General features: G+C 73.5%; 15 protein-coding genes. All 15 read left to right on the top strand.

The annotated features are described in order from the left end of the window. Positions 1–210: 210 nt before the first annotated feature. The 15 genes from IE308_RS05905 (at position 211) to IE308_RS05835 (ending at position 18571) form a co-directional block, all read left to right on the top strand. Positions 211–1728 carry a sugar ABC transporter ATP-binding protein gene (locus IE308_RS05905; protein WP_190216869.1) on the top strand — a complete coding sequence of 506 codons (1518 nt, stop codon included), beginning with the start codon at positions 211–213 and terminating at the stop codon, positions 1726–1728. Then, positions 1725–2744: an ABC transporter permease gene (locus IE308_RS05900; protein WP_190216868.1), complete on the top strand. Its 1020-nt coding sequence runs from the start codon at positions 1725–1727 to the stop codon at positions 2742–2744. The genes IE308_RS05905 and IE308_RS05900 overlap by 4 nt, the downstream gene beginning before the upstream one ends. A gap of 17 nt (positions 2745–2761) precedes the next feature. Further along, positions 2762–3814, top strand: a complete 1053-nt coding sequence (locus tag IE308_RS05895; protein ID WP_190216867.1) for a substrate-binding domain-containing protein — start codon at positions 2762–2764, stop codon at positions 3812–3814. A gap of 64 nt (positions 3815–3878) precedes the next feature. Further along, on the top strand, positions 3879–5195 hold the full coding sequence (locus IE308_RS05890) for a Gfo/Idh/MocA family protein (protein WP_190216866.1): 1317 nt from the start codon (positions 3879–3881) through the stop codon (positions 5193–5195). A 16-nt stretch (positions 5196–5211) separates the two neighbouring features. Further along, complete coding sequence (locus tag IE308_RS05885; protein ID WP_190216865.1) at positions 5212–6210, top strand: sugar phosphate isomerase/epimerase family protein; 999 nt, start codon at positions 5212–5214, stop codon at positions 6208–6210. Positions 6211–6293: 83 nt separating this feature from the next. Next, positions 6294–8771: a PQQ-dependent sugar dehydrogenase gene (locus IE308_RS05880; RefSeq protein ID WP_190216864.1), complete on the top strand. Its 2478-nt coding sequence runs from the start codon at positions 6294–6296 to the stop codon at positions 8769–8771. A 14-nt stretch (positions 8772–8785) separates the two neighbouring features. Beyond that, positions 8786–10123 carry a ThuA domain-containing protein gene (locus IE308_RS05875; protein WP_190216863.1) on the top strand — a complete coding sequence of 446 codons (1338 nt, stop codon included), beginning with the start codon at positions 8786–8788 and terminating at the stop codon, positions 10121–10123. 84 nt (positions 10124–10207) lie between these two features. Further along, on the top strand, positions 10208–11332 hold the full coding sequence (locus tag IE308_RS05870) for an inositol-3-phosphate synthase (protein WP_190216862.1): 1125 nt from the start codon (positions 10208–10210) through the stop codon (positions 11330–11332). Further along, a complete protein-coding gene (locus IE308_RS05865) occupies positions 11329–12387 on the top strand; it encodes an SCO3242 family prenyltransferase (protein WP_190216861.1) in 1059 nt (352 codons plus the stop codon). The genes IE308_RS05870 and IE308_RS05865 overlap by 4 nt, the downstream gene beginning before the upstream one ends. Next, the gene (locus IE308_RS05860) at positions 12384–13385 is read left to right on the top strand and encodes a sugar phosphate isomerase/epimerase family protein (protein ID WP_190216860.1); all 1002 of its coding nucleotides are present in this window, start codon (positions 12384–12386) and stop codon (positions 13383–13385) included. Before IE308_RS05865 ends, IE308_RS05860 begins: the two co-directional genes overlap by 4 nt. Further along, positions 13382–14002 carry an EboA domain-containing protein gene (locus IE308_RS05855; RefSeq protein WP_373314482.1) on the top strand — a complete coding sequence of 207 codons (621 nt, stop codon included), beginning with the start codon at positions 13382–13384 and terminating at the stop codon, positions 14000–14002. Before IE308_RS05860 ends, IE308_RS05855 begins: the two co-directional genes overlap by 4 nt. After that, entirely contained in the window at positions 14002–14850 is an 849-nt protein-coding gene (locus tag IE308_RS05850) for a TatD family hydrolase (RefSeq protein WP_190216858.1), read from the top strand. Before IE308_RS05855 ends, IE308_RS05850 begins: the two co-directional genes overlap by 1 nt. 3 nt (positions 14851–14853) lie before the next feature. Beyond that, positions 14854–16014: a metabolite traffic protein EboE gene (eboE, locus tag IE308_RS05845; protein ID WP_190216857.1), complete on the top strand. Its 1161-nt coding sequence runs from the start codon at positions 14854–14856 to the stop codon at positions 16012–16014. Beyond that, positions 16011–17426 carry an alkaline phosphatase family protein gene (locus IE308_RS05840; RefSeq protein ID WP_190216856.1) on the top strand — a complete coding sequence of 472 codons (1416 nt, stop codon included), beginning with the start codon at positions 16011–16013 and terminating at the stop codon, positions 17424–17426. Before eboE ends, IE308_RS05840 begins: the two co-directional genes overlap by 4 nt. Further along, complete coding sequence (locus tag IE308_RS05835) at positions 17423–18571, top strand: sugar phosphate isomerase/epimerase family protein (RefSeq protein WP_190216855.1); 1149 nt, start codon at positions 17423–17425, stop codon at positions 18569–18571. Before IE308_RS05840 ends, IE308_RS05835 begins: the two co-directional genes overlap by 4 nt. Positions 18572–18614: the final 43 nt, after the last annotated feature.

The raw sequence follows: 18614 nt of genomic DNA, 5'->3' as shown, positions 1-18614 counted from the left end.
CTGTACTCACCGTACTCACCGCACCCGCACGCTCCACCCGCCTTCAGGCACCCGCACACCCCACCCGCACCCAGCGCACCCGCACACCCACCTGCACCCAGCGCACCCGCACCCAGCGCACCCGCGTCCGCACACCCCACCCGCACCGCACGCCGCTTCGCCCTGCCCTGAACCGGCCCCCGCACGTCCGCGCCGAGGGGATAGATCCGCATGGCCTCACCACCATCTCTGCTCAGCATGTCCGGCATCACCAAGTCGTTCCCCGGAGTACGGGCCCTCGACGGCGTCGACCTCGACGTCCAGGCCGGTGAAGTGCACTGCCTGCTCGGCCAGAACGGTGCCGGCAAATCCACCCTCATCAAGGTGCTCGCCGGCGCCCACCAGCCCGACACCGGCACCATCCGCTGGCGCGGCGAGGAGGTCGTCCTGCGCTCGCCGATCGCCGCGATGCGCCTCGGCATCGCCACCATCTACCAGGAACTCGACCTGGTGGAGCACCTGTCAGTGGCCGAGAACGTCCACCTCGGCCACGAACCCACGGCCGCCGGGTTCGTCGTACGCCGCCGCACGGCCAAGGCGTCGACGGCCGCGCTGCTCAAGCGGCTGGGGCACCCGGAGATCGACCCCGGCCGGCTCGTCGGCGACCTGTCCGCCGCCCAGCAGCAGATCGTCTCCATGGCCCGCGCCCTCTCCCACGACGTCCGGCTCATCGTGATGGACGAGCCGTCCGCCGCGCTCGACCCGGACGAGGTCGACAACCTCTTCCGCATCGTCGGCGACCTCACCGCCGACGGCGTCGCCGTCGTCTACATCTCCCACCGGCTGGAGGAGATCCGCCGCATCGGCGACCGCGTCACCGTCCTCAAGGACGGCCGTGCCGTGGCCGGCGGGCTCCCCGCGAAGACCACCCCCACCCGCGAGGTCGTCTCCCTGATGACCGGCCGGACCATGGAATACGTCTTCCCCGAGCGGCCCGCCGCGCCGCCCACCGGTACGCCCGTGCTCCAGGTGCGCGGACTGGCCCGAGACGGCGAGTTCGCCCCGCTCGACCTGGAGGTCCACGCGGGAGAGATCGTCGGCCTCGCGGGTCTGGTCGGCTCCGGGCGGTCCGAAATACTGGAGACGGTATACGGCGCACGGAAGCCGACCGCCGGTCAGGTGCTGGTCGAGGGTCGGCCGTTGCGCCCCGGCAGCGTCCGCGCCGCCGTCCGGGCCGGCGTCGGCCTCGCCCCCGAGGAGCGCAAGGCGCAGGCGCTGCTGATGCTGGAGTCCGTCACCCGCAACGTCTCCGTCTCCTCGCTGTCCCGCTTCTCCCGCGCGGGCTGGATCGACCGCGGGGCCGAACGCGCCGCCGCACGCGCCGCCACCCGCGAGCTGTCCCTCAGGCCGGACAACCCGTCCGTGCCCGTGCGCACCCTGTCCGGCGGCAACCAGCAGAAGGCCGTCCTCGCGCGCTGGCTGCTGCGCGGCTGCCGTGTCCTGCTGCTGGACGAGCCCACCCGCGGCGTCGACGTCGGCGCCCGCGCCGAACTGTATGCCGTCGTCCGCCGGCTGGCCGACGAAGGGCTCGCCGTCCTGCTGGTCTCCAGCGAGGTGCCCGAGGTGCTCGGCCTCGCCGACCGGGTGCTGGTGCTCCGCGAGGGCAGCGTCGTACACACCGCGCCCGCGGGGGAGCTGGACGAACACCGCGTACTCGACCTCGTCATGGAAGGAAGCCCGGCGTCATGACGCAGCATGTGTCACCACCGCGGGACGGCACCGGAAAGACGGCCCCGGCGGGCGAACTGCCCGCCTGGCGCGGGCTGATGGGCCGTACCGACGTCCGCACCCTGTCCCTGCTCGGCGTGCTCGCCGCGCTCGTCGTGATCGGCGGCGTCACCAAGCCCGACGAGTTCCTCGACACCCGCAACCTGCAACTCGTCCTCACCCAGGCCTCGGTGATCGGCGTCGTCACCGTCGGCATGACCTTCGTCATCACCTCCGGCGGCATCGACCTGTCGGTCGGCGCGATCGTCGCGCTCGCCTCGGTCTGGGCGACCACCGTCGCCACCCAGGAGTACGGCTTCGCCGGCATCCTGTTCACCGCGGTGATCGTCGGCGTCGGCTGCGGACTGGTCAACGGACTGCTCATCGCCTACGGCGGCATGGTCCCCTTCATCGCCACCCTCGCCATGCTCGCCTCCGCCCGCGGCCTCGCCCTGCAGATCACCGACGGCCGCACCCAGATCGTCACCGTCGACGGCATCCTCGACCTCGGCGAACGCGACTCCTACGTCCTCGGCGTGCCGCCCCTCGTGCTGGTCTTCGCAGCCGTGACGATCGCCGGCTGGCTGGTGCTGAACCGCACCACCTTCGGCCGGCGCACCGTCGCCGTCGGCGGCAACGCGGAGGCCGCCCGGCTCGCCGGCATCGACGTCCGCCGCCAGCGCCTCTACCTCTACCTGCTGTCCGGGCTGTGCTGCGGCATCGCCGCCTTCCTGCTGATCGTCCTGTCCGGCTCCGGCCAGAACACCAACGGCAACCTGTACGAACTCGACGCCATCGCCGCCGCGATCATCGGCGGCACCCTGCTCAGCGGGGGCCGCGGCACCATCACCGGCTCCGTGCTCGGCGTCCTGATCTTCACCACGATCACCAACATCTTCGCCCTGAACAACCTGCAGAGCGACGTCCAGCAGATCGCCAAGGGCGCGATCATCGTCGCCGCCGTGCTGGTCCAGCGCCGTACCGCGAGCACGACCTGAGGAAAGGGTTCCCCGCCATGTCCCACCCCGTGTCACGTGTCACCTCACGCAGAGGACTGCTCTTCGGGACGGCCGCCGTCTCGGCCGGTGCCTTCCTCGCCGGTTGCACCAGCAACGAGTCCAAGGACGAGACCCCGGCCGCGAACGGCCAGTCCGCGGCCGACGACAAGCCCGGCAAGCACGTCACCATCGGCTTCGCCGGCCCGCAGGCCGACCACGGCTGGCTCAACGCCATCAACGACAACGCCAAGAAGCGCGCCGAGAAGTACTCCGACGTCACCCTGGAGATCACCGAGGGCTCCAACGACACCGCCCAGCAGATCGGCCAGATCGAGACCCTCATCAACAAGAAGGTCGACGTGCTGGTCGTGCTGCCCGCCGACGGCAAGGCCCTCACCCAGGTCGGCCTGAAGGCCATGCGCGCCGGGATCCCCGTCGTCAACCTCGACCGCATCTTCAACACCCCGCAGGCCTACCGCTGCTGGATCGGCGGCGACAACTACGGCATGGGCCTCAACGCCGGCCACTACATCGGCGAGAAGCTCAAGGACAAGCCCGACGCCCGCGTCATCGAACTGGCCGGGCTGGACAACCTGGAGCTGACCAAGCAGCGCACCCAGGGCTTCGACGACGCCCTGAAGAACTACCCCAACATCAAGAAGGTCGCCCGCCAGGCCGCCGAGTTCACCGTCGAGTCCGGCCAGGCCAAGATGGCCCAGCTCCTGCAGGCACAGCCCAAGTTCGACGCGCTGTGGAACCACGACGACGACCAGGGCGTCGGCGCCCTGCGCGCCATCGAGCAGGCCGGCCGCGACGACTTCCTCATGGTCGGCGGTGCGGGCGCCCTCTCCGCCTTCCAGGCCATCAAGCAGGACAACGGCGTGCTCAAGGCGACCGTCCTGTACCCGCCCACCATGGCCGCCTCCGCCATCGACCTCGCCCGCGCCCTCGGCCAGGGCAAGGGCGTCGGCGGCCTCGCCGAGTACGAGATCCCGGCCTCGCTCACCCTCTACTCGGCCGTCGTCGACAAGACCAACGTCGACCAGTACATGTCCACCGGCTTCCGCTGAGCCGAATCAGCCCGCACCCCCCACGGCACCACCCCACCAGGACGAGGACGAGGAGGACCCATCCATGGGACAGCCGCAGCAGCCGGCGGACACGGAGGCCGAGGCGGACGCCCGGCGCGCAGCAGACCCGGCGGCCGGACCGGACACCCCGGCCCGACCGGAGACCGCGGCCGGAGCGGACACCCCGGCCCGTCCGGACACCCCTGCCGGCAAGCCGCCGCTGCGGATCGGCCTGGTCGGGTACGCCTTCATGGGCGCCGCCCACTCCCAGGGCTGGCGCACCGTCGGCCGCGTCTTCGACCTGCCCCGCCGGCCGGTCCTCGCCGCGGTCTGCGGCCGCGACGCGGCCGCCGTGCGCGCGGCGGCCGACCGGCACGGCTGGGCGGCCGCCGAGACCGACTGGCGCGCCCTGATCGCCCGGGACGACATCGACCTCGTCGACATCTGCACCCCCGGCGACAGCCACGCCGAGATCGCCGTCGCCGCGCTCGCCGCCGGCAAGCACGTCCTGTGCGAGAAGCCGCTGGCCAACACCGTCGCCGAGGCGGAGACCATGGTGCGGGCCGCCGACGAGGCACGGCGGCGCGGCCAGGTGGCCATGGTCGGCTTCAACTACCGCCGGGTGCCCGCCACCGCCCTCGCCCGCCGCATGGTCGCCGAGGGCCGCCTCGGCACCCTGCGGCACGTCAGAGTGACGTACCTCCAGGACTGGCTGGTGGACCCCGCCTTCCCGCTGACCTGGCGGCTGCGCAGGGAACACGCCGGCTCCGGCTCCCTCGGCGACCTCGGCGCGCACATCGTCGACCTCGCCCAGTACCTCGCGGGCGAACCGCTCGCCGGCGTCTCCGCGCTCACCGAGACGTTCGTCCGGGAGCGCCCGCTGCCCAGCGCGCCCACCAGCGGCCTGGCCGCCGTGTCGTCGGCCGGTACCGGCACGGTCACCGTCGACGACGCCGCCCTGTTCACCGGCCGGTTCACCTCCGGCGCCCTCGCCTCCTTCGAGGCGACGAGGTACGCCACCGGCCGCAAGAACGCCCTGCGCATCGAACTCAACGGCGAGCGCGGCTCCCTCGCCTTCGACCTCGAACGGCTCAACGAGCTCTGGTACCACGACGGCACCGAACCCGCCGACCACGCCGGCTTCCGCCGCATCCTCGTCACCGAGCCCGGCCACCCCTACCTGGACGCCTGGTGGCCGCCGGGCCACGGCCTCGGCTACGAGCACACCTTCGTCCACCAGGCCTGCGACCTGGTCCTCGCCGTCGCCGAGGGCCGCGCGCCCGAACCCTCCTTCGCCGACGGGCTCCAGGTGCAGCGCGTCCTCGCCGCGGTGGAGGAGAGCGCCGAGAAGAACTCCGTCTACACGCCGATCGCCGTCTGAGGAGGGCTTGCCACCGATGCCGCGCCCGTTCACGTTCTTCACCGGACAGTGGGCCGACCTGCCGCTGGAGGAGGTCTGCCGCCTGGCCCGCGACTTCGGCTACGACGGCCTCGAACTCGCCTGCTGGGGCGACCACTTCGAGGTCGACAAGGCCCTGACCGACCCCGCCTACCTCGCGGGCCGCCACCAGCTCCTCGACAAGTACGGCCTGAAGTGCTGGGCGGTCTCCAACCACCTGGTCGGGCAGGCCGTCTGCGACGCCATCATCGACGAACGCCACCGCGCGATCCTGCCGGACGCCGTCTGGGGCGACGGGGACCCGGAGGGCGTACGGCAGCGGGCCGCCGACCGGATGAAGGACACCGCCCGCGCCGCCGCCGCGTTCGGCGTCGACACCGTCATCGGCTTCACCGGCTCCGCGATCTGGCACCTGGTCGCCATGTTCCCGCCCGCCCCCGAGGCGATGATCGACCGCGGCTACGAGGACTTCGCCACCCGCTGGAACCCGATCCTGGACGTCTTCGACGCCGAGGGCGTCCGCTTCGCACACGAGGTCCACCCCAGCGAGATCGCCTACGACTACTGGACGACCGTCCGCACACTGGACGCGGTCGACCGCCGACCGGCCTTCGGCCTCAACTTCGACCCCTCCCACTTCGTGTGGCAGGACCTCGACCCGGTCGGCTTCCTGTGGGACTTCCGCGACCGGATCTACCACGTCGACTGCAAGGAGGCCCGCAAGCGCCTCGACGGACGCAACGGCCGCCTCGGCTCCCACCTGCCCTGGGGCGACCCCCGCCGCGGCTGGGACTTCGTCTCCGCCGGGCACGGCGACGTCCCCTGGGAGGACGTCTTCCGCATGCTGCGCTCCATCGGCTACCAGGGCCCGGTCTCCGTGGAGTGGGAGGACGCCGGAATGGACCGGCTGCAGGGCGCCCCCGAGGCGCTGACCCGCCTGAAGGCCTACGACTTCGAACCCCCGTCGGCCTCGTTCGACGCGGCGTTCGGCAACTGACACCCCTTTCCCCTTCTCCGGGATGACGGCGCATCCCGGCGTACCGCACCCGCCCGTACAACCGGCCCCTTCTGGAGGCATTCGTGCACGGGAACGACCGCACCACCAGATCCCCTCGCTCACGGCTGCGCCGGGCACTCGCCCTGTTCGCCGGCGCCCTGCTGGCCGGAGCCACCCTCACCCTCACCACACCCCCGGCCGGCGCGGCCGTCACCGGCCCGGACGCCGCCGCGGCCGAGGACTTCCAGCAGGTCACCCTCGCCAAGGGTGAGCCGGAGGTCGGCGAGCCGATGTCGCTGGCCGTCCTGCCGGACCGCTCGGTCCTGCACACCTCCCGCGACGGCGAACTGCGCCTGACCGACGCCGCCGGCAACACCAGGATCGCCGGCAAGCTCGCCGTGTACTCCCACGACGAGGAGGGCCTGCAGGGCGTCGGCGTCGACCCCGGCTTCGCCGCCAACCGCTTCATCTACCTCTACTACGCGCCCCCGCTGAACACCCCCGCGGGCGACGCCCCCGAGACCGGCACCGCCGCCGACTTCGCGCCCTTCGACGGCGTCAACCGGCTCTCCCGGTTCGTGCTGAAGACCGACGGCACCCTCGACACCGCCAGCGAGACGAAGATCCTCGACGTGCCCACCACCCGCGGCCTGTGCTGCCACGTCGGCGGCGACATCGACTTCGACGCGGCGGGGAACCTGTACCTGTCCACCGGCGACGACACCAACCCGTTCCAGTCGGACGGTTACACCCCCATCGACGAGCGCGCGAACCGTAACCCGGGCTTCGACGCCCAGCGCACCTCCGGCAACACCAACGACCTGCGCGGCAAGATCCTGCGCATCAAGGTCAACGCCGACGGCTCGTACTCGATCCCGGAGGGCAACCTCTTCCCGCCGGGCACGGACAGGACGCGGCCCGAGATCTACGCCATGGGCTTCCGCAACCCCTTCCGCTTCAGCGTCGACAAGCAGACCGGCGTCCTCTACGTCGGTGACTACGGCCCCGACGCCGGCACCGCCTCCCCGGCCCGCGGCCCGGCAGGCCAGGTCGAGTTCGCCCGCGTCACCGGCCCCGGCAACTTCGGCTGGCCGTACTGCACCGGCGACAACGACGCCTACGTCGACTACGACTTCGCCACCGGCACCTCCGGCGCCGCCTTCGACTGCGCCGCCCCGAAGAACACCTCCCCGCACAACACCGGCCTGACCGACCTGCCCCCGGCACAGCCCGCCTGGATCCCCTACGACGGCGGCTCCGTCCCCGAGTTCGGCTCCGGCTCGGAGTCCCCGATGGGCGGCCCGGTCTACCACTACGACGCCACCCTCGACTCGCCGGTGAAGTTCCCCGAGGCCTACGACGGCAACTTCTTCGCCGGGGAGTTCGGCCGGCGCTGGATCAAGCGGATCGTCACCGACGGCAGCGGCACCGTGCAGTCCATCAACCCGTTCCCGTGGACCGGCACCCAGGTGATGGACATGGCGTTCGGCCCCGACGGCGCCCTGTACGTCCTCGACTACGGCCTCGCCTGGTTCGGCGGCGACGAGAACTCCGCCCTGTACCGCATCGAGAACGCCACCGACGGCCACTCCCCGGTCGCCCAGGCCGCCGCGAGCCGCACCTCGGGCCAGGCCCCGCTGAAGGTGCAGTTCTCCTCCGCCGGCACCTCCGACCAGGACGGCGACACCCTCACGTACAGCTGGGACTTCGGCGACGGCGGCACCTCCACCGAGGCGAACCCCATCCACAAGTACAAGAAGAACGGCACCTACACCGCCACGCTGACCGCGAAGGACCCCTCCGGCCGCACCGGCAGCGCCGGCACGCGGATCGTCGTCGGAAACACCGCGCCCAAGGTGACCCTCGAACTCCCGCAGGACGGGCAGCTGTTCAGCTTCGGTGACGCCATCCCGTTCAAGGTGAAGGTCACCGACCCCGAGGACGGCACCGCCATCGACTGCGCCAAGGTCAAGGTCACCTTCGTCCTCGGTCACGACAGCCACGGCCACCCGGTGACCTCCGCCAACGGCTGCACCGGCACCATCCAGACCAGCGCCGACGGCGGCCACGACGAGGACGCCAACATCTTCGGTGTCTTCGACGCCGAGTACACCGACAACGGAGGCGGCGGCCAGGCCCCGCTCACCTCGCACGACCAGGCCGTCGCCCAGCCGAAGCACCGCCAGGCCGAGCACTTCGGCGACAGCTCCGGCGTCAGCGTCATCACCAAGGACGCCGCGCACGGCGGCCGGACCGTCGGCGACATCGACAACGGCGACTGGATCTCCTTCACCCCGTACGTCCTGAGCAACGCCACGAAGATCACCGCCCGGGTCTCCTCCGGCGGCGCCGGCGGCACCCTGGAGATCCGCGCCGGCTCCCCGACGGGCACCCTGCTCGGTTCTGCCGCCGTCCCCGTCACCGGCAGCTGGGAGACCTTCCAGGACGTCCAGGCCGGGCTGTCCCGCGCCCCGCGCGGCACCACCACCCTCTACCTCGTCTTCAAGGGCGGCGCCGGAGCCCTCTTCGACGTGGACGACTTCACCTTCACCACCAGCTGAGAGGAGGACACCCCGTGCGCACCACCACCCGCTTCACCACCGCGGTCGCGGGCGCGGCCGTCCTGCTCGGCTGCCTGACCGGCCCGGCCGTCTCCAAGCCCGGCGACGGCAAGCACCTCCTCGTCTTCTCCAAGACGGCCGGCTTCCGCCACGACTCCATCCCCGAGGGCGTCGCCGCGCTCCGGCAGCTCGGCGCCGAGGCCGGCTACACCGTCGACGCCACCGAGGACGCGGGCGCCTTCACCCCGGACACCCTGCGCCGTTACGACGCCGTGGTGTTCCTGTCCACCACCGGGGACGTCCTCGACACCGCCCAGCAGAGCGCCTTCGAGGACTACATCCACAAGGGCGGCGGCTACGTCGGCATCCACGCCGCCGCCGACACCGAGTACGACTGGGCGTTCTACGGCGGCCTCGCCGGCGCCTACTTCCGGTCGCACCCGGCGATCCAGCCCGCCACCGTCGACGTCGAGGACCGCGCCCACCCGGCCACCTCGGCACTCGCCCGCACCTGGGAGCGCACCGACGAGTGGTACAACTACCGCTCCAACCCGCGCGACCGCGCCCATGTCCTCGCCTCGCTCGACGAGACGTCGTACACCGGCGGCACCATGAACGGCGACCATCCGATCGCCTGGTGCCAGGAGTACCAGGGCGGCCGCGCCTTCTACACCGGCGGCGGCCACACCAAGGAGTCCTACGCCGAACCCGCCTTCCGCGCCCACCTGCTGGGCGGGATCCGGTACGCGGCCGGCGACGCACAGGCCGACTGCCGGCCGGAGAACGGCTACCGGCCGCTCTTCGACGGCACCTCCCTCGACGGGTGGAAGCAGGCCGGCCCCGGCTCCTTCACCCTGGATGCCGACGGCACGCTCACCTCGTCCGGCGGCCTGGGACTGCTCTGGTACACCCCGCGGAGCTTCGGCTCGTACTCGCTGAAGCTCGACTGGAAGGTGGCCGGCGACGACAACTCCGGGGTGTTCGTGGGCTTCCCGCCCTCGGACGACCCGTGGTCGGCGGTGAACAACGGCTACGAGGTCCAGATCGACGCCACCGACGTGCCCGAGAAGACCACCGGGTCCGTCTACGGCTTCCAGTCCGCCGACCTGAAGAAGCGCGACCGCGCGCTGAACCCGCCGGGGGAGTGGAACACGTACGAGATCCGCGTGCAGGGCGAACGCCTGCGCGTCTGGCTCAACGGCGTGAAGATCAACGACTTCACCAACACCGACCCGGCCCGGAGCCTGGCGGACGGACACATCGGCATCCAGAACCACGGTGACGGTGACCAGGTGTCCTTCCGCGACATCCGCATCAAGGAACTGCCCGCGCCGCCCGTCAAGGGCGACTGAGCGGCGGCGGGCGGGGGACGCCGGACCCCCGCCCGCCGCTCCCCCCACCCGCAGGTTGTCCGCGTACGACCAGGAGGCTGCCCCATGCCCGCGTCCCCTTCCGCAGACCGTGCCGGCGTCTGGCTCGTCGGCGCCCGCGGCTCCGTCGCCACCACCGTCGTCGCGGGCTGCGCCGCGCTGACCGCGGGCCTGCGCCCACCCACCGGCCTGGTCACCGAGACGGCCGTGTGCGCCGGCAGCGGCCTGCCGCCGCTCACCGCGCTCGTCTTCGGCGGCCACGACACCACCGACTGCCCGCTGCCCAAGCGGGCCGAACAGCTCGCGGCGGGCGGCGTGCTGCCGCCGGGCCTGCCGTCGGCCGTGGCCGCCGAACTGGCCGCGGCCGACCGGGAGATCCGCCCCGGCGGCCCGCTGCCCGGCGACACCCGCGACGCCGACGAGCTGATCACCGTCTTCGCATCCGACATCCAGGATTTCGTATACCGTCACCGGCTGGCGCGGGCCGTCGTCGTCAACGTCGCCTCCACCGAACCCGCCCCCACCGGCGCCGAACTGCCGCCCAGCTCCCTGTACGCGGCCGCCGCCCTGCGCGCCGGCTGTCCCTACGTCAACTTCACGCCCTCCACCGGGCTGCACCACCCGGCACTCGCCGCGCCGCTCGCCGCGAGCGGACTGCCGTACGCCGGCCGGGACGGCAAGACCGGGCAGACGCTGCTCCGGGCCGTCCTCGGGCCGATGTTCGCGCAGCGGGCGCTCGCCGTGCGCGCCTGGTCCGGAACCAACCTGCTCGGCGGCGGCGACGGCGCCGCCCTCGCCGACCCGGCCGCCGCGGCCGCCAAGAACGCCGGGAAGGAACGCGTCCTCGCCGACACCCTGGGCGCCGCACCCGAGGGCGAGGTCCACATCGACGACGTACCGGCGCTCGGCGACTGGAAGACCGCCTGGGACCATGTCGCCTTCGACGGCTTCCTCGGCACCCGCATGGTCCTGCAGACCATCTGGCAGGGCTGCGACTCGGCCCTCGCCGCACCCCTCGTGCTCGACCTGGCCCGGTTCACCGCCCGCGCCCACCAGATCGGCCTGTCCGGGCCGTTGAGCGACCTGGGCTTCTACTTCAAGGACCCGGTCGGGGACGGGCCCGCCGCGCTGGGCGAGCAGTACGCGGCGCTCGTCGCCTTCGCCGGCCGGCTCGCCGGGGCCACCCGATGAGCCGCGCCGCGCGCCGGGCCGGGCGGCTGCGCGCCTGGGCCGAACTGCTGCGGCTGCCCGCCCTGGTCACCGTCCCCGGCGACGTCCTGGCCGGCACGGCGGCGGCCGGCGCCCGCCCCGGCCGGCGCACCCTGCTCGCCGCCGGCGCCTCGGTGTGCCTGTACGAGGCCGGGATGGCCCTCAACGACTGGGCGGACCGCGCCGAGGACGCCGTGGACCGCCCGCACCGGCCGCTGCCGTCCGGCCGTGTCCGCCCCGCGGCGGCGCTCACCGCGGCCGGCGCGCTCACGGCGGCCGGCCTGGGCCTCGCGGCCCGCGCCGGCCGCCCCGCCCTCATGGTCGCCGTACCGCTGGCGGCCACGGTCTGGGCGTACGACCTGGTCCTGAAGCACACCCCGGCAGGACCCGCGGCCATGGCGGCCGCGCGCGCCCTCGACCTGCTGCTCGGCGCCGCGGCCACGACCGGCCGCACCCGGGCCGCCCTCTCCTCGGCGGCCCTCCTCGGCACCCACACCCTCGCCGTCACGACCGTCTCCCGCACCGAGACCCGCGGCGGCGCCCCGCTGGCCCCCCTGGCGGCACTGACGGCGACGACCCTGCTGGCCGGGGCCCTGACCCGACCCGCCTCCGCCCGCACCGGGCCGGCTTCCGGCGCGGCGACGCCCACCGGCGCACTCGCACCGGGCTCCGCCGGTGCGGTCATCGAGCGCCTCACCCGTGCCCTCCCCTCGTACTTCTCCGGCGCACTCGCGGCCCGCTCCGCCGGAACCCGCGCATCCCGCCCCACCGGCACCCCCACCCCCGGCCGTCCGGCCCATGCAGTCGTCCCCGCCCTCACCGCCCTCTACGCCGCCACCGTGGCCCGCCCCTACGCCCACGCCGTCCTCAACGCCTCGCCCCCGCTCACCCAGCGGGCCGTCGGCGCCGGGATCCGGGCGACCGTGCCGCTGCAGGCGGCGCTCGCCGCGCGGTCCGGGGCCCGGGGCACCGCGCTGGTCACCGCCGCGCTCGCCCCGCTCGGGGCCCGCCTCGCCCGGAAGGTGAGCATCACATGACGCCCGGCAGCCCCCTCCTCTTCGGCTACGGCACCAACGGCCTCGCCGACCTGCGCCTCGACGACGCCCTCGCGCTCCTCGCCGACCTCGGCTACGACGGCGTCGGCCTGACCCTCGACCACATGCACCTCGACCCGCTCGCCCCCGGCCTCGCCGAGCGCACCCGGCGGGTCGCCCGGCGCCTCGACGCGCTCGGCCTCCAGGTCACTGTGGAGACCGGAGCCCGGTACGTCCTCGATCCGCGCCGCAAGCACGGGCCCTCGCTGCTCGACCCGGACCCCCGGGACCGGGACCGCCGCACCGGCCTGCTGCTGCGCGCCGTCCAGGTCGCCGCCGAGCTCGGCGCGCACGCCGTGCACTGCTTCAGCGGCGTCCTCCCGGCCGGCACGGACGAGGACACCGCCTGGAAGCGGCTCGCGGACGCGCTCGGCCCCGTCCTGGACGCCGCCGCCTCCGCCGGCGTGCCCCTCGCCGTGGAGCCCGAGCCCGGTCATCTCCTCGCCACGCTCGCCGACTTCCACCGGCTGCGCCGGACCCTCGGCGACCCGGGGGCCCTCGGGCTCACCCTCGACATCGGCCACTGCCTGTGCCTGGAGCCGCTGTCGCCCGCCGACTGCATACGGGATGCCGCACCCTGGCTACGGCATGTGCAGATCGAGGACATGCGGCGCGGCGTCCACGAGCACCTGCCGTTCGGCGAGGGCGAACTCGACGTCCCGCCCGTCCTCGCGGCCCTCGCCGCGGCCGGCTACCGCGGCCTGACCGTCGTCGAGCTGCCCCGCCACTCCCACGCCGGCCCCCACCAGGCCGCCGTCTCGCTGCCGTTCCTGCGGCGGGCGGCGGAAACCGCACCAGGGGGTGTCTCGTCGGTCAGGCCGGATCAGCGAGCGGCGTCTGGTGCCGTGCATCGCAAGGCGGAGGAGGGAGTCGACGCGGAGCGTCGGGGACCGACGACAACGCGGCGAGGCGCGGTGCCAGGCGCCGGGAGCCCGGCCTGACCGACGAGACACCCCCTAGGGAGCACCCCATGAGCCGACCCACCACCGACGACCTGCCCGGTGCCGCCCGCGCCTGGCTCGACCAGGCCCTCGCCGAGGCCGCCGCCCGCCCGAACAGCCAGGGCCCGATCTCCGTGTGGGAGCTGCGCCTGGCCGAGGCGGGCCGCCGCTGCGGGCCCGCGCACGCCGAGGCCGCCCGTATCCGCATCCTCGCCGCGGCCCGCCCCGACGCGACCGCCCTGGCCCGGGTCTACTTCCAGGGCACCGCCGAGGAACGCCTCGCCGTGCTGCGGGCGCTGCCCGACCTCGTACCCGGCCCGGACGCCCTCCCGCTCGTCGAGGACGCCCTGCGCACCAACGACACCCGGCTGCTGGCCGCCGCCGTCGGACCGTACGCCGCCCGCCACCTCGACCGGCACGGCTGGCGGCACGCCGTCCTGAAGTGCCTGTTCACCGGCGTGCCCGTGGACGCCGTCGCGGACCTCGCCGAGCGGGCCCGCGGCGACGGCGAACTCGCCCGCATGCTGCGCGACTACGCCGCCGAACGCACCGCCGCGGGCCGTGCCGTACCGGAGGACCTGCACCGCGTGCTCCACCACGCCGACCAGGAGGTGTGATGCGCATCTTCGACCCGCACATCCACATGACGTCCCGGACCACCGACGACTACGAGGCCATGCGGGCGGCGGGCGTCCGCGCCGTCGTCGAACCCGCCTTCTGGCTCGGCCAGCCCCGCACTGCGCCCGCCACCTTCCGCGACTACTTCGACTCCCTGCTCGGCTGGGAGCCGTTCCGCGCCGCCCAGTACGGCATCGCCCACCACTGCACGATCGCCCTCAACCCGAAGGAGGCGAACGACCCGCGCTGCCTGCCCGTCCTCGACGAACTGCCCCGCTGGCTGGTCAAGGACCGCGTCGTCGCCGTCGGCGAGATCGGCTACGACGCGATGACCCCCGCCGAGGACAAGGCACTGGCCGCCCAGCTCCAGCTCGCCGCCGACCACGGCCTGCCCGCCCTCGTGCACACCCCGCACCGCGACAAGCTCGCCGGGCTGCGCCGCACCCTGGACGCCGTACGGGAGTCCGCGCTCGGGACGGAACGCGTGCTGCTCGACCACCTCAACGAGACCACCGTCGAGGAGGCGAAGGACAGCGGCTGCTGGCTCGGCTTCTCCGTCTACCCGGACACCAAGATGGACGAGGCCCGCATGGTCGCGCTGCTGAAGGCGTACGGCCCGGAGCGGGTGCTGGTCAACTCGGCCGCGGACTGGGGCCGCAGCGACCCGCTGAAGACCCGCAAGGTCGGCGACCTGATGCTGGCCGAGGGGTTCTCCGAGGACGACGTGGACCGGGTGCTGTGGCGCAACCCGGTGGAGTTCTACGGCATGAGCGGCCGGCTCGTCCTCGACGTCGCCGCCACCGCGCCCACCCACGAGGGCAACTCCGTGCTGCGCGGCGGGGAGTGAGCGATGCGCTTCCGCCACCCGGACGGGACCATCGTCCACCTCGCGTACTGCACGAACGTGCACCCCGCCGAGACCTTCGACGGCGTCCTCGCCCAGCTGCGCGACCACTGCGAGCCGGTCCGCCGCCGCCTCGGCCGCGACCGGCTCGGCATCGGCCTGTGGCTCGCCCGGGACGCCGCCCGCACCCTCGCCGCCGACCCCTCCGCTCTGCGCACCCTGCGGGACGAGCTGGACCGGCGCGGTCTGGAGGTGGTCACCCTCAACGGCTTCCCCTACGAGGGGTTCGGCGCCGACGAGGTCAAGTACCGCGTCTACCGGCCGGACTGGACCGACCCGGAACGGCTGGAGTACACCACCGCCCTCGCGCGCGTCCTGACCGGGCTGCTGCCGGACGACGTCACCGAGGGCAGCATCTCCACGCTGCCGCTGGCCTGGCGCACCGCACCCGGCACGCCCCGCGCGCTCGACGCGCTGCGCTCGCTCGCCGACTGCCTCGACGCGCTGGCGGAACTGACCGGCCGCTCGGTCCGCGTCGGCCTCGAACCCGAGCCCGGCTGTGTCGTCGAGACCACCGGCGACGCCCTCGCCCCGCTGACCGCGATCGGCCACCCAAGGATCGGCGTCTGCGTGGACACATGCCATCTCGCCACCTCCTTCGAGGACCCGCGGCGCGCACTGGACGCCCTCACGGAGGCCGGCGTGCCCGTCGTCAAGGCGCAGCTGTCCGCCGCGCTGCACGCCGGGCAGCCGCACCTGCCCGAGGTGCGCCGGGCGCTCGCCGCGTTCGCCGAGCCCCGCTTCCTGCACCAGACCCGCACCCTCACCGCCGCCGGCCTGCGCGGCACCGACGACCTCGACGAGGCCCTCACCGGGGACGCGCTGCCCGACGCGGCGCCCTGGCGCGCCCACTTCCACGTCCCCCTGCACGCCGCGCCCGCCCCGCCCCTCACCTCCACCCTCCCCGTGCTCAAGACCGCGCTGGCCCGGCTCGTCGGCGGGCCGCGCCCGCTCACCCGCCACCTGGAGGTCGAGACCTACACCTGGCAGGCCCTCCCGCCCGAGCTGCGCCCCCGCACCCGGGACCGGCTCGCCGACGGCATCGCCGCCGAACTCACCCTCGCCCGCGACCTGCTCACGGACCTCGGCCTGAAGGAGCTGCCATGACCGCACCCGGCGCGCCGACCCCGCTGCTCGTCCTCGACGTCGTCGGCCTCACCCCGCGCCTGCTGCCCCACATGCCGCACCTGAAGGCGCTCGCCGACACCGGCTCCCGCGCCCACCTCGGCACCGTGCTGCCCGCGGTCACCTGCGCCGCCCAGTCGACGTTCCTCACCGGCACCCACCCGGGCGAACACGGCATCGTCGGCAACGGCTGGTACTTCCGCGAACTCGGCGACGTCCTGCTGTGGCGCCAGCACAACGGCCTCGTCGCCGGCGACAAGCTGTGGGACGCCGCCCGCCGCGCCCACCCCGGCTACACCGTCGCCAACATCTGCTGGTGGTACGCCATGGGCGCCGACACCGACTACACCGTCACCCCGCGGCCCGTCTACTACGCCGACGGCCGCAAGGAACCCGACTGCTACACCCGGCCACCCTCCCTGCACGACGAACTCACCTCCGAACTCGGCACGTTCCCCCTCTTCCACTTCTGGGGGCCGGGCGCCGACCTCGTCTCCAGCCGCTGGATCATCGACGCCACCCGCCACATCCAGCGCACCCGCCACCCCGACCTGACACTGTGTTACCTGCCGCACCTGGACTACGACCTCCAGCGGTACGGCCCCGACGACCCGCGCTCCCTGCGGGCCGCCCGCGACCTCGACACAGCGCTCGCCCCGCTGCTGGACGACGCCCGCGCCGAGGGCCGAACCGTCGTCGCCCTGTCCGAGTACGGCATCACCCGCGTCAGCCGCCCCGTCGACATCAACCGCGCGCTGCGCCGCGCCGGCCTGCTGGAGGTGCACACCCAGGACGGCATGGAGTACCTCGACCCGATGGCCTCCCGCGCCTTCGCCGTCGCCGACCACCAGATCGCCCACGTCTACGTCCGCCGCCCCGGGGACCTCGACGCCACCCGCGCCGCCCTCCAGGACCTGCCCGGGCTCGACCTGCTCCTCGACGACGAAGGCAAGAAGGCCCACCACCTGGACCACCCGCGCTCGGGCGAACTCGTCGCCGTGGCCGCGCCGGACGCCTGGTTCACGTACTACTACTGGCTCGACGACGCACGCGCCCCCGACTTCGCGCAGCTCGTCGAGATCCACCGCAAGCCCGGCTACGACCCGGCCGAGCTGTTCCTCGACCCCCTCGACCCCTACGTGAAGGTCAGGGCGGCCGGGGCGCTCGCCCGCAAGAAGCTCGGGCTGCGCTACCGCATGGCGGTCGTACCCCTCGACCCCGCGCCCGTGCGCGGCAGCCACGGCCGTCTCCCCGCGAGCGACGACGACGGTCCGCTCCTCCTGTGCTCCACCCCCCGCGCCGTCGGCGACCGCCTCGCGGCCACCGACGTGAAGTCCCTGCTGCTCACCCTCGCCGGTCTTGACGACGGCCCGTACGGAAAGAGGCACCCGTGACCGACCTCCGCACCAGCGACGAACCCCTGCGCCGCACCCTCGGCCTCGACCGCCGCCGCTTCCTGAGCACCTGCACCGCCGTCGCCGCGGGCGCGATCGCCGCCCCCGTCCTCGGCGCGACCCCCGTGCACGCGGCCCCGGCCCCGGCGGCCGAGCCCACCGGCACCGGCCACGCGCTCGTGCCCGCCGACAGACGCGGCATCATCCTCTACACCGTCCGCGACGCCATCGGCCGCGACCCGCTGTCCACGCCGCTGCCCTCCGGGTTCCGCGCCGTGTTCGAGCAGCTCGCCCGCTTCGGCTACCGGCAGGTCGAGTTCGCCGGCTACGGCCAGCACGCCAACGCCCCCGGCGGGGCGAGCCTGGAGTCCGTCGCAGGCGCCAAGCTCCTGCGGGGCTGGCTCGACGAGTTCGGCCTGCGCGCCCAGGGCAACCACGGCTTCATCCCGCCGTCCTGGCCGCTGACCACCGCCGACCTCGACACCTTCAAGAGGCACCTGGAGATCGCGAACATCCTCGGCATGGCCCACATGGGCACCGGCGGCGACCCCACCTCCAGCTCCTACAAGGCCGACTGGGACGTGGCCGCCGACAAGTGGAACACCCTCGGCGAGATCGCCCGCCGCGCCGGCATCAAGCTGTACACCCACAACCACGACGCCGCCTACAACTTCCTCCTCGACGGCGGCCCGCTCGACGCCCAGGGCCGGCCCACCCGCAGCTCCGGCGTCCGCAAACTGGAGTACTTCCTCACCGTCACCGACCCCCAACTGGTCTGGCTGGAGATGGACGTGTTCTGGGCGCACGTCGCCCAGTACAAGTTCCGCACCTACACCGCCCACGACGGCTCCGCACAGACGAACGTCTTCGACCCGGCCGGCCTGGTCGAGCGGTACGACAAGCGCTACCCGCTCTTCCACGCCAAGGACGGCGTCACCAACACCACCAACGGCATGGGCTACGACATGGTCCCGTTCGGCACCGGCGTCATCGACTACACGACGTTCTTCTCCCGCGTCGGCCACCGCAATTACCACAACCCGATGGTCGAGCAGGACAACGCGCCCAGCGCCACCGACCCCGCCCAGTCCCTGCGGCACGCCCGCATCGGCTACGACAACCTCGCCCGCCTGCGCCGCAGGTAGCCGCCGGCGACGGAGGTGATCGCAGACCTCCGGCGATCACCTC

The organism is Streptomyces griseosporeus, from assembly GCF_014656055.1.
Lineage (GTDB): Bacteria > Actinomycetota > Actinomycetes > Streptomycetales > Streptomycetaceae > Streptomyces > Streptomyces griseosporeus.
The sequence above is the reverse complement of the archived record's forward strand: the minus strand, read 5'-3'. Positions and strand labels throughout refer to the sequence as shown.

Bases quoted from the DNA above. Each gene is read 5' to 3' on its own strand.
- IE308_RS05900 (WP_190216868.1), top strand. From the start codon at position 1,725: ATGACGCAGCATGTGTCACCACCGCGGGACGGCACCGGAAAGACGGCC.
- IE308_RS05905 (WP_190216869.1), top strand. From the start codon at position 211: ATGGCCTCACCACCATCTCTGCTCAGCATGTCCGGCATCACCAAGTCG.
- IE308_RS05885 (WP_190216865.1), top strand. From the start codon at position 5,212: ATGCCGCGCCCGTTCACGTTCTTCACCGGACAGTGGGCCGACCTGCCG.
- IE308_RS05870 (WP_190216862.1), top strand. From the start codon at position 10,208: ATGCCCGCGTCCCCTTCCGCAGACCGTGCCGGCGTCTGGCTCGTCGGC.
- IE308_RS05865 (WP_190216861.1), top strand. From the start codon at position 11,329: ATGAGCCGCGCCGCGCGCCGGGCCGGGCGGCTGCGCGCCTGGGCCGAA.
- IE308_RS05840 (WP_190216856.1), top strand. From the start codon at position 16,011: ATGACCGCACCCGGCGCGCCGACCCCGCTGCTCGTCCTCGACGTCGTC.
- eboE (WP_190216857.1), top strand. From the start codon at position 14,854: ATGCGCTTCCGCCACCCGGACGGGACCATCGTCCACCTCGCGTACTGC.
- IE308_RS05895 (WP_190216867.1), top strand. From the start codon at position 2,762: ATGTCCCACCCCGTGTCACGTGTCACCTCACGCAGAGGACTGCTCTTC.
- IE308_RS05860 (WP_190216860.1), top strand. From the start codon at position 12,384: ATGACGCCCGGCAGCCCCCTCCTCTTCGGCTACGGCACCAACGGCCTC.
- IE308_RS05850 (WP_190216858.1), top strand. From the start codon at position 14,002: ATGCGCATCTTCGACCCGCACATCCACATGACGTCCCGGACCACCGAC.
- IE308_RS05890 (WP_190216866.1), top strand. From the start codon at position 3,879: ATGGGACAGCCGCAGCAGCCGGCGGACACGGAGGCCGAGGCGGACGCC.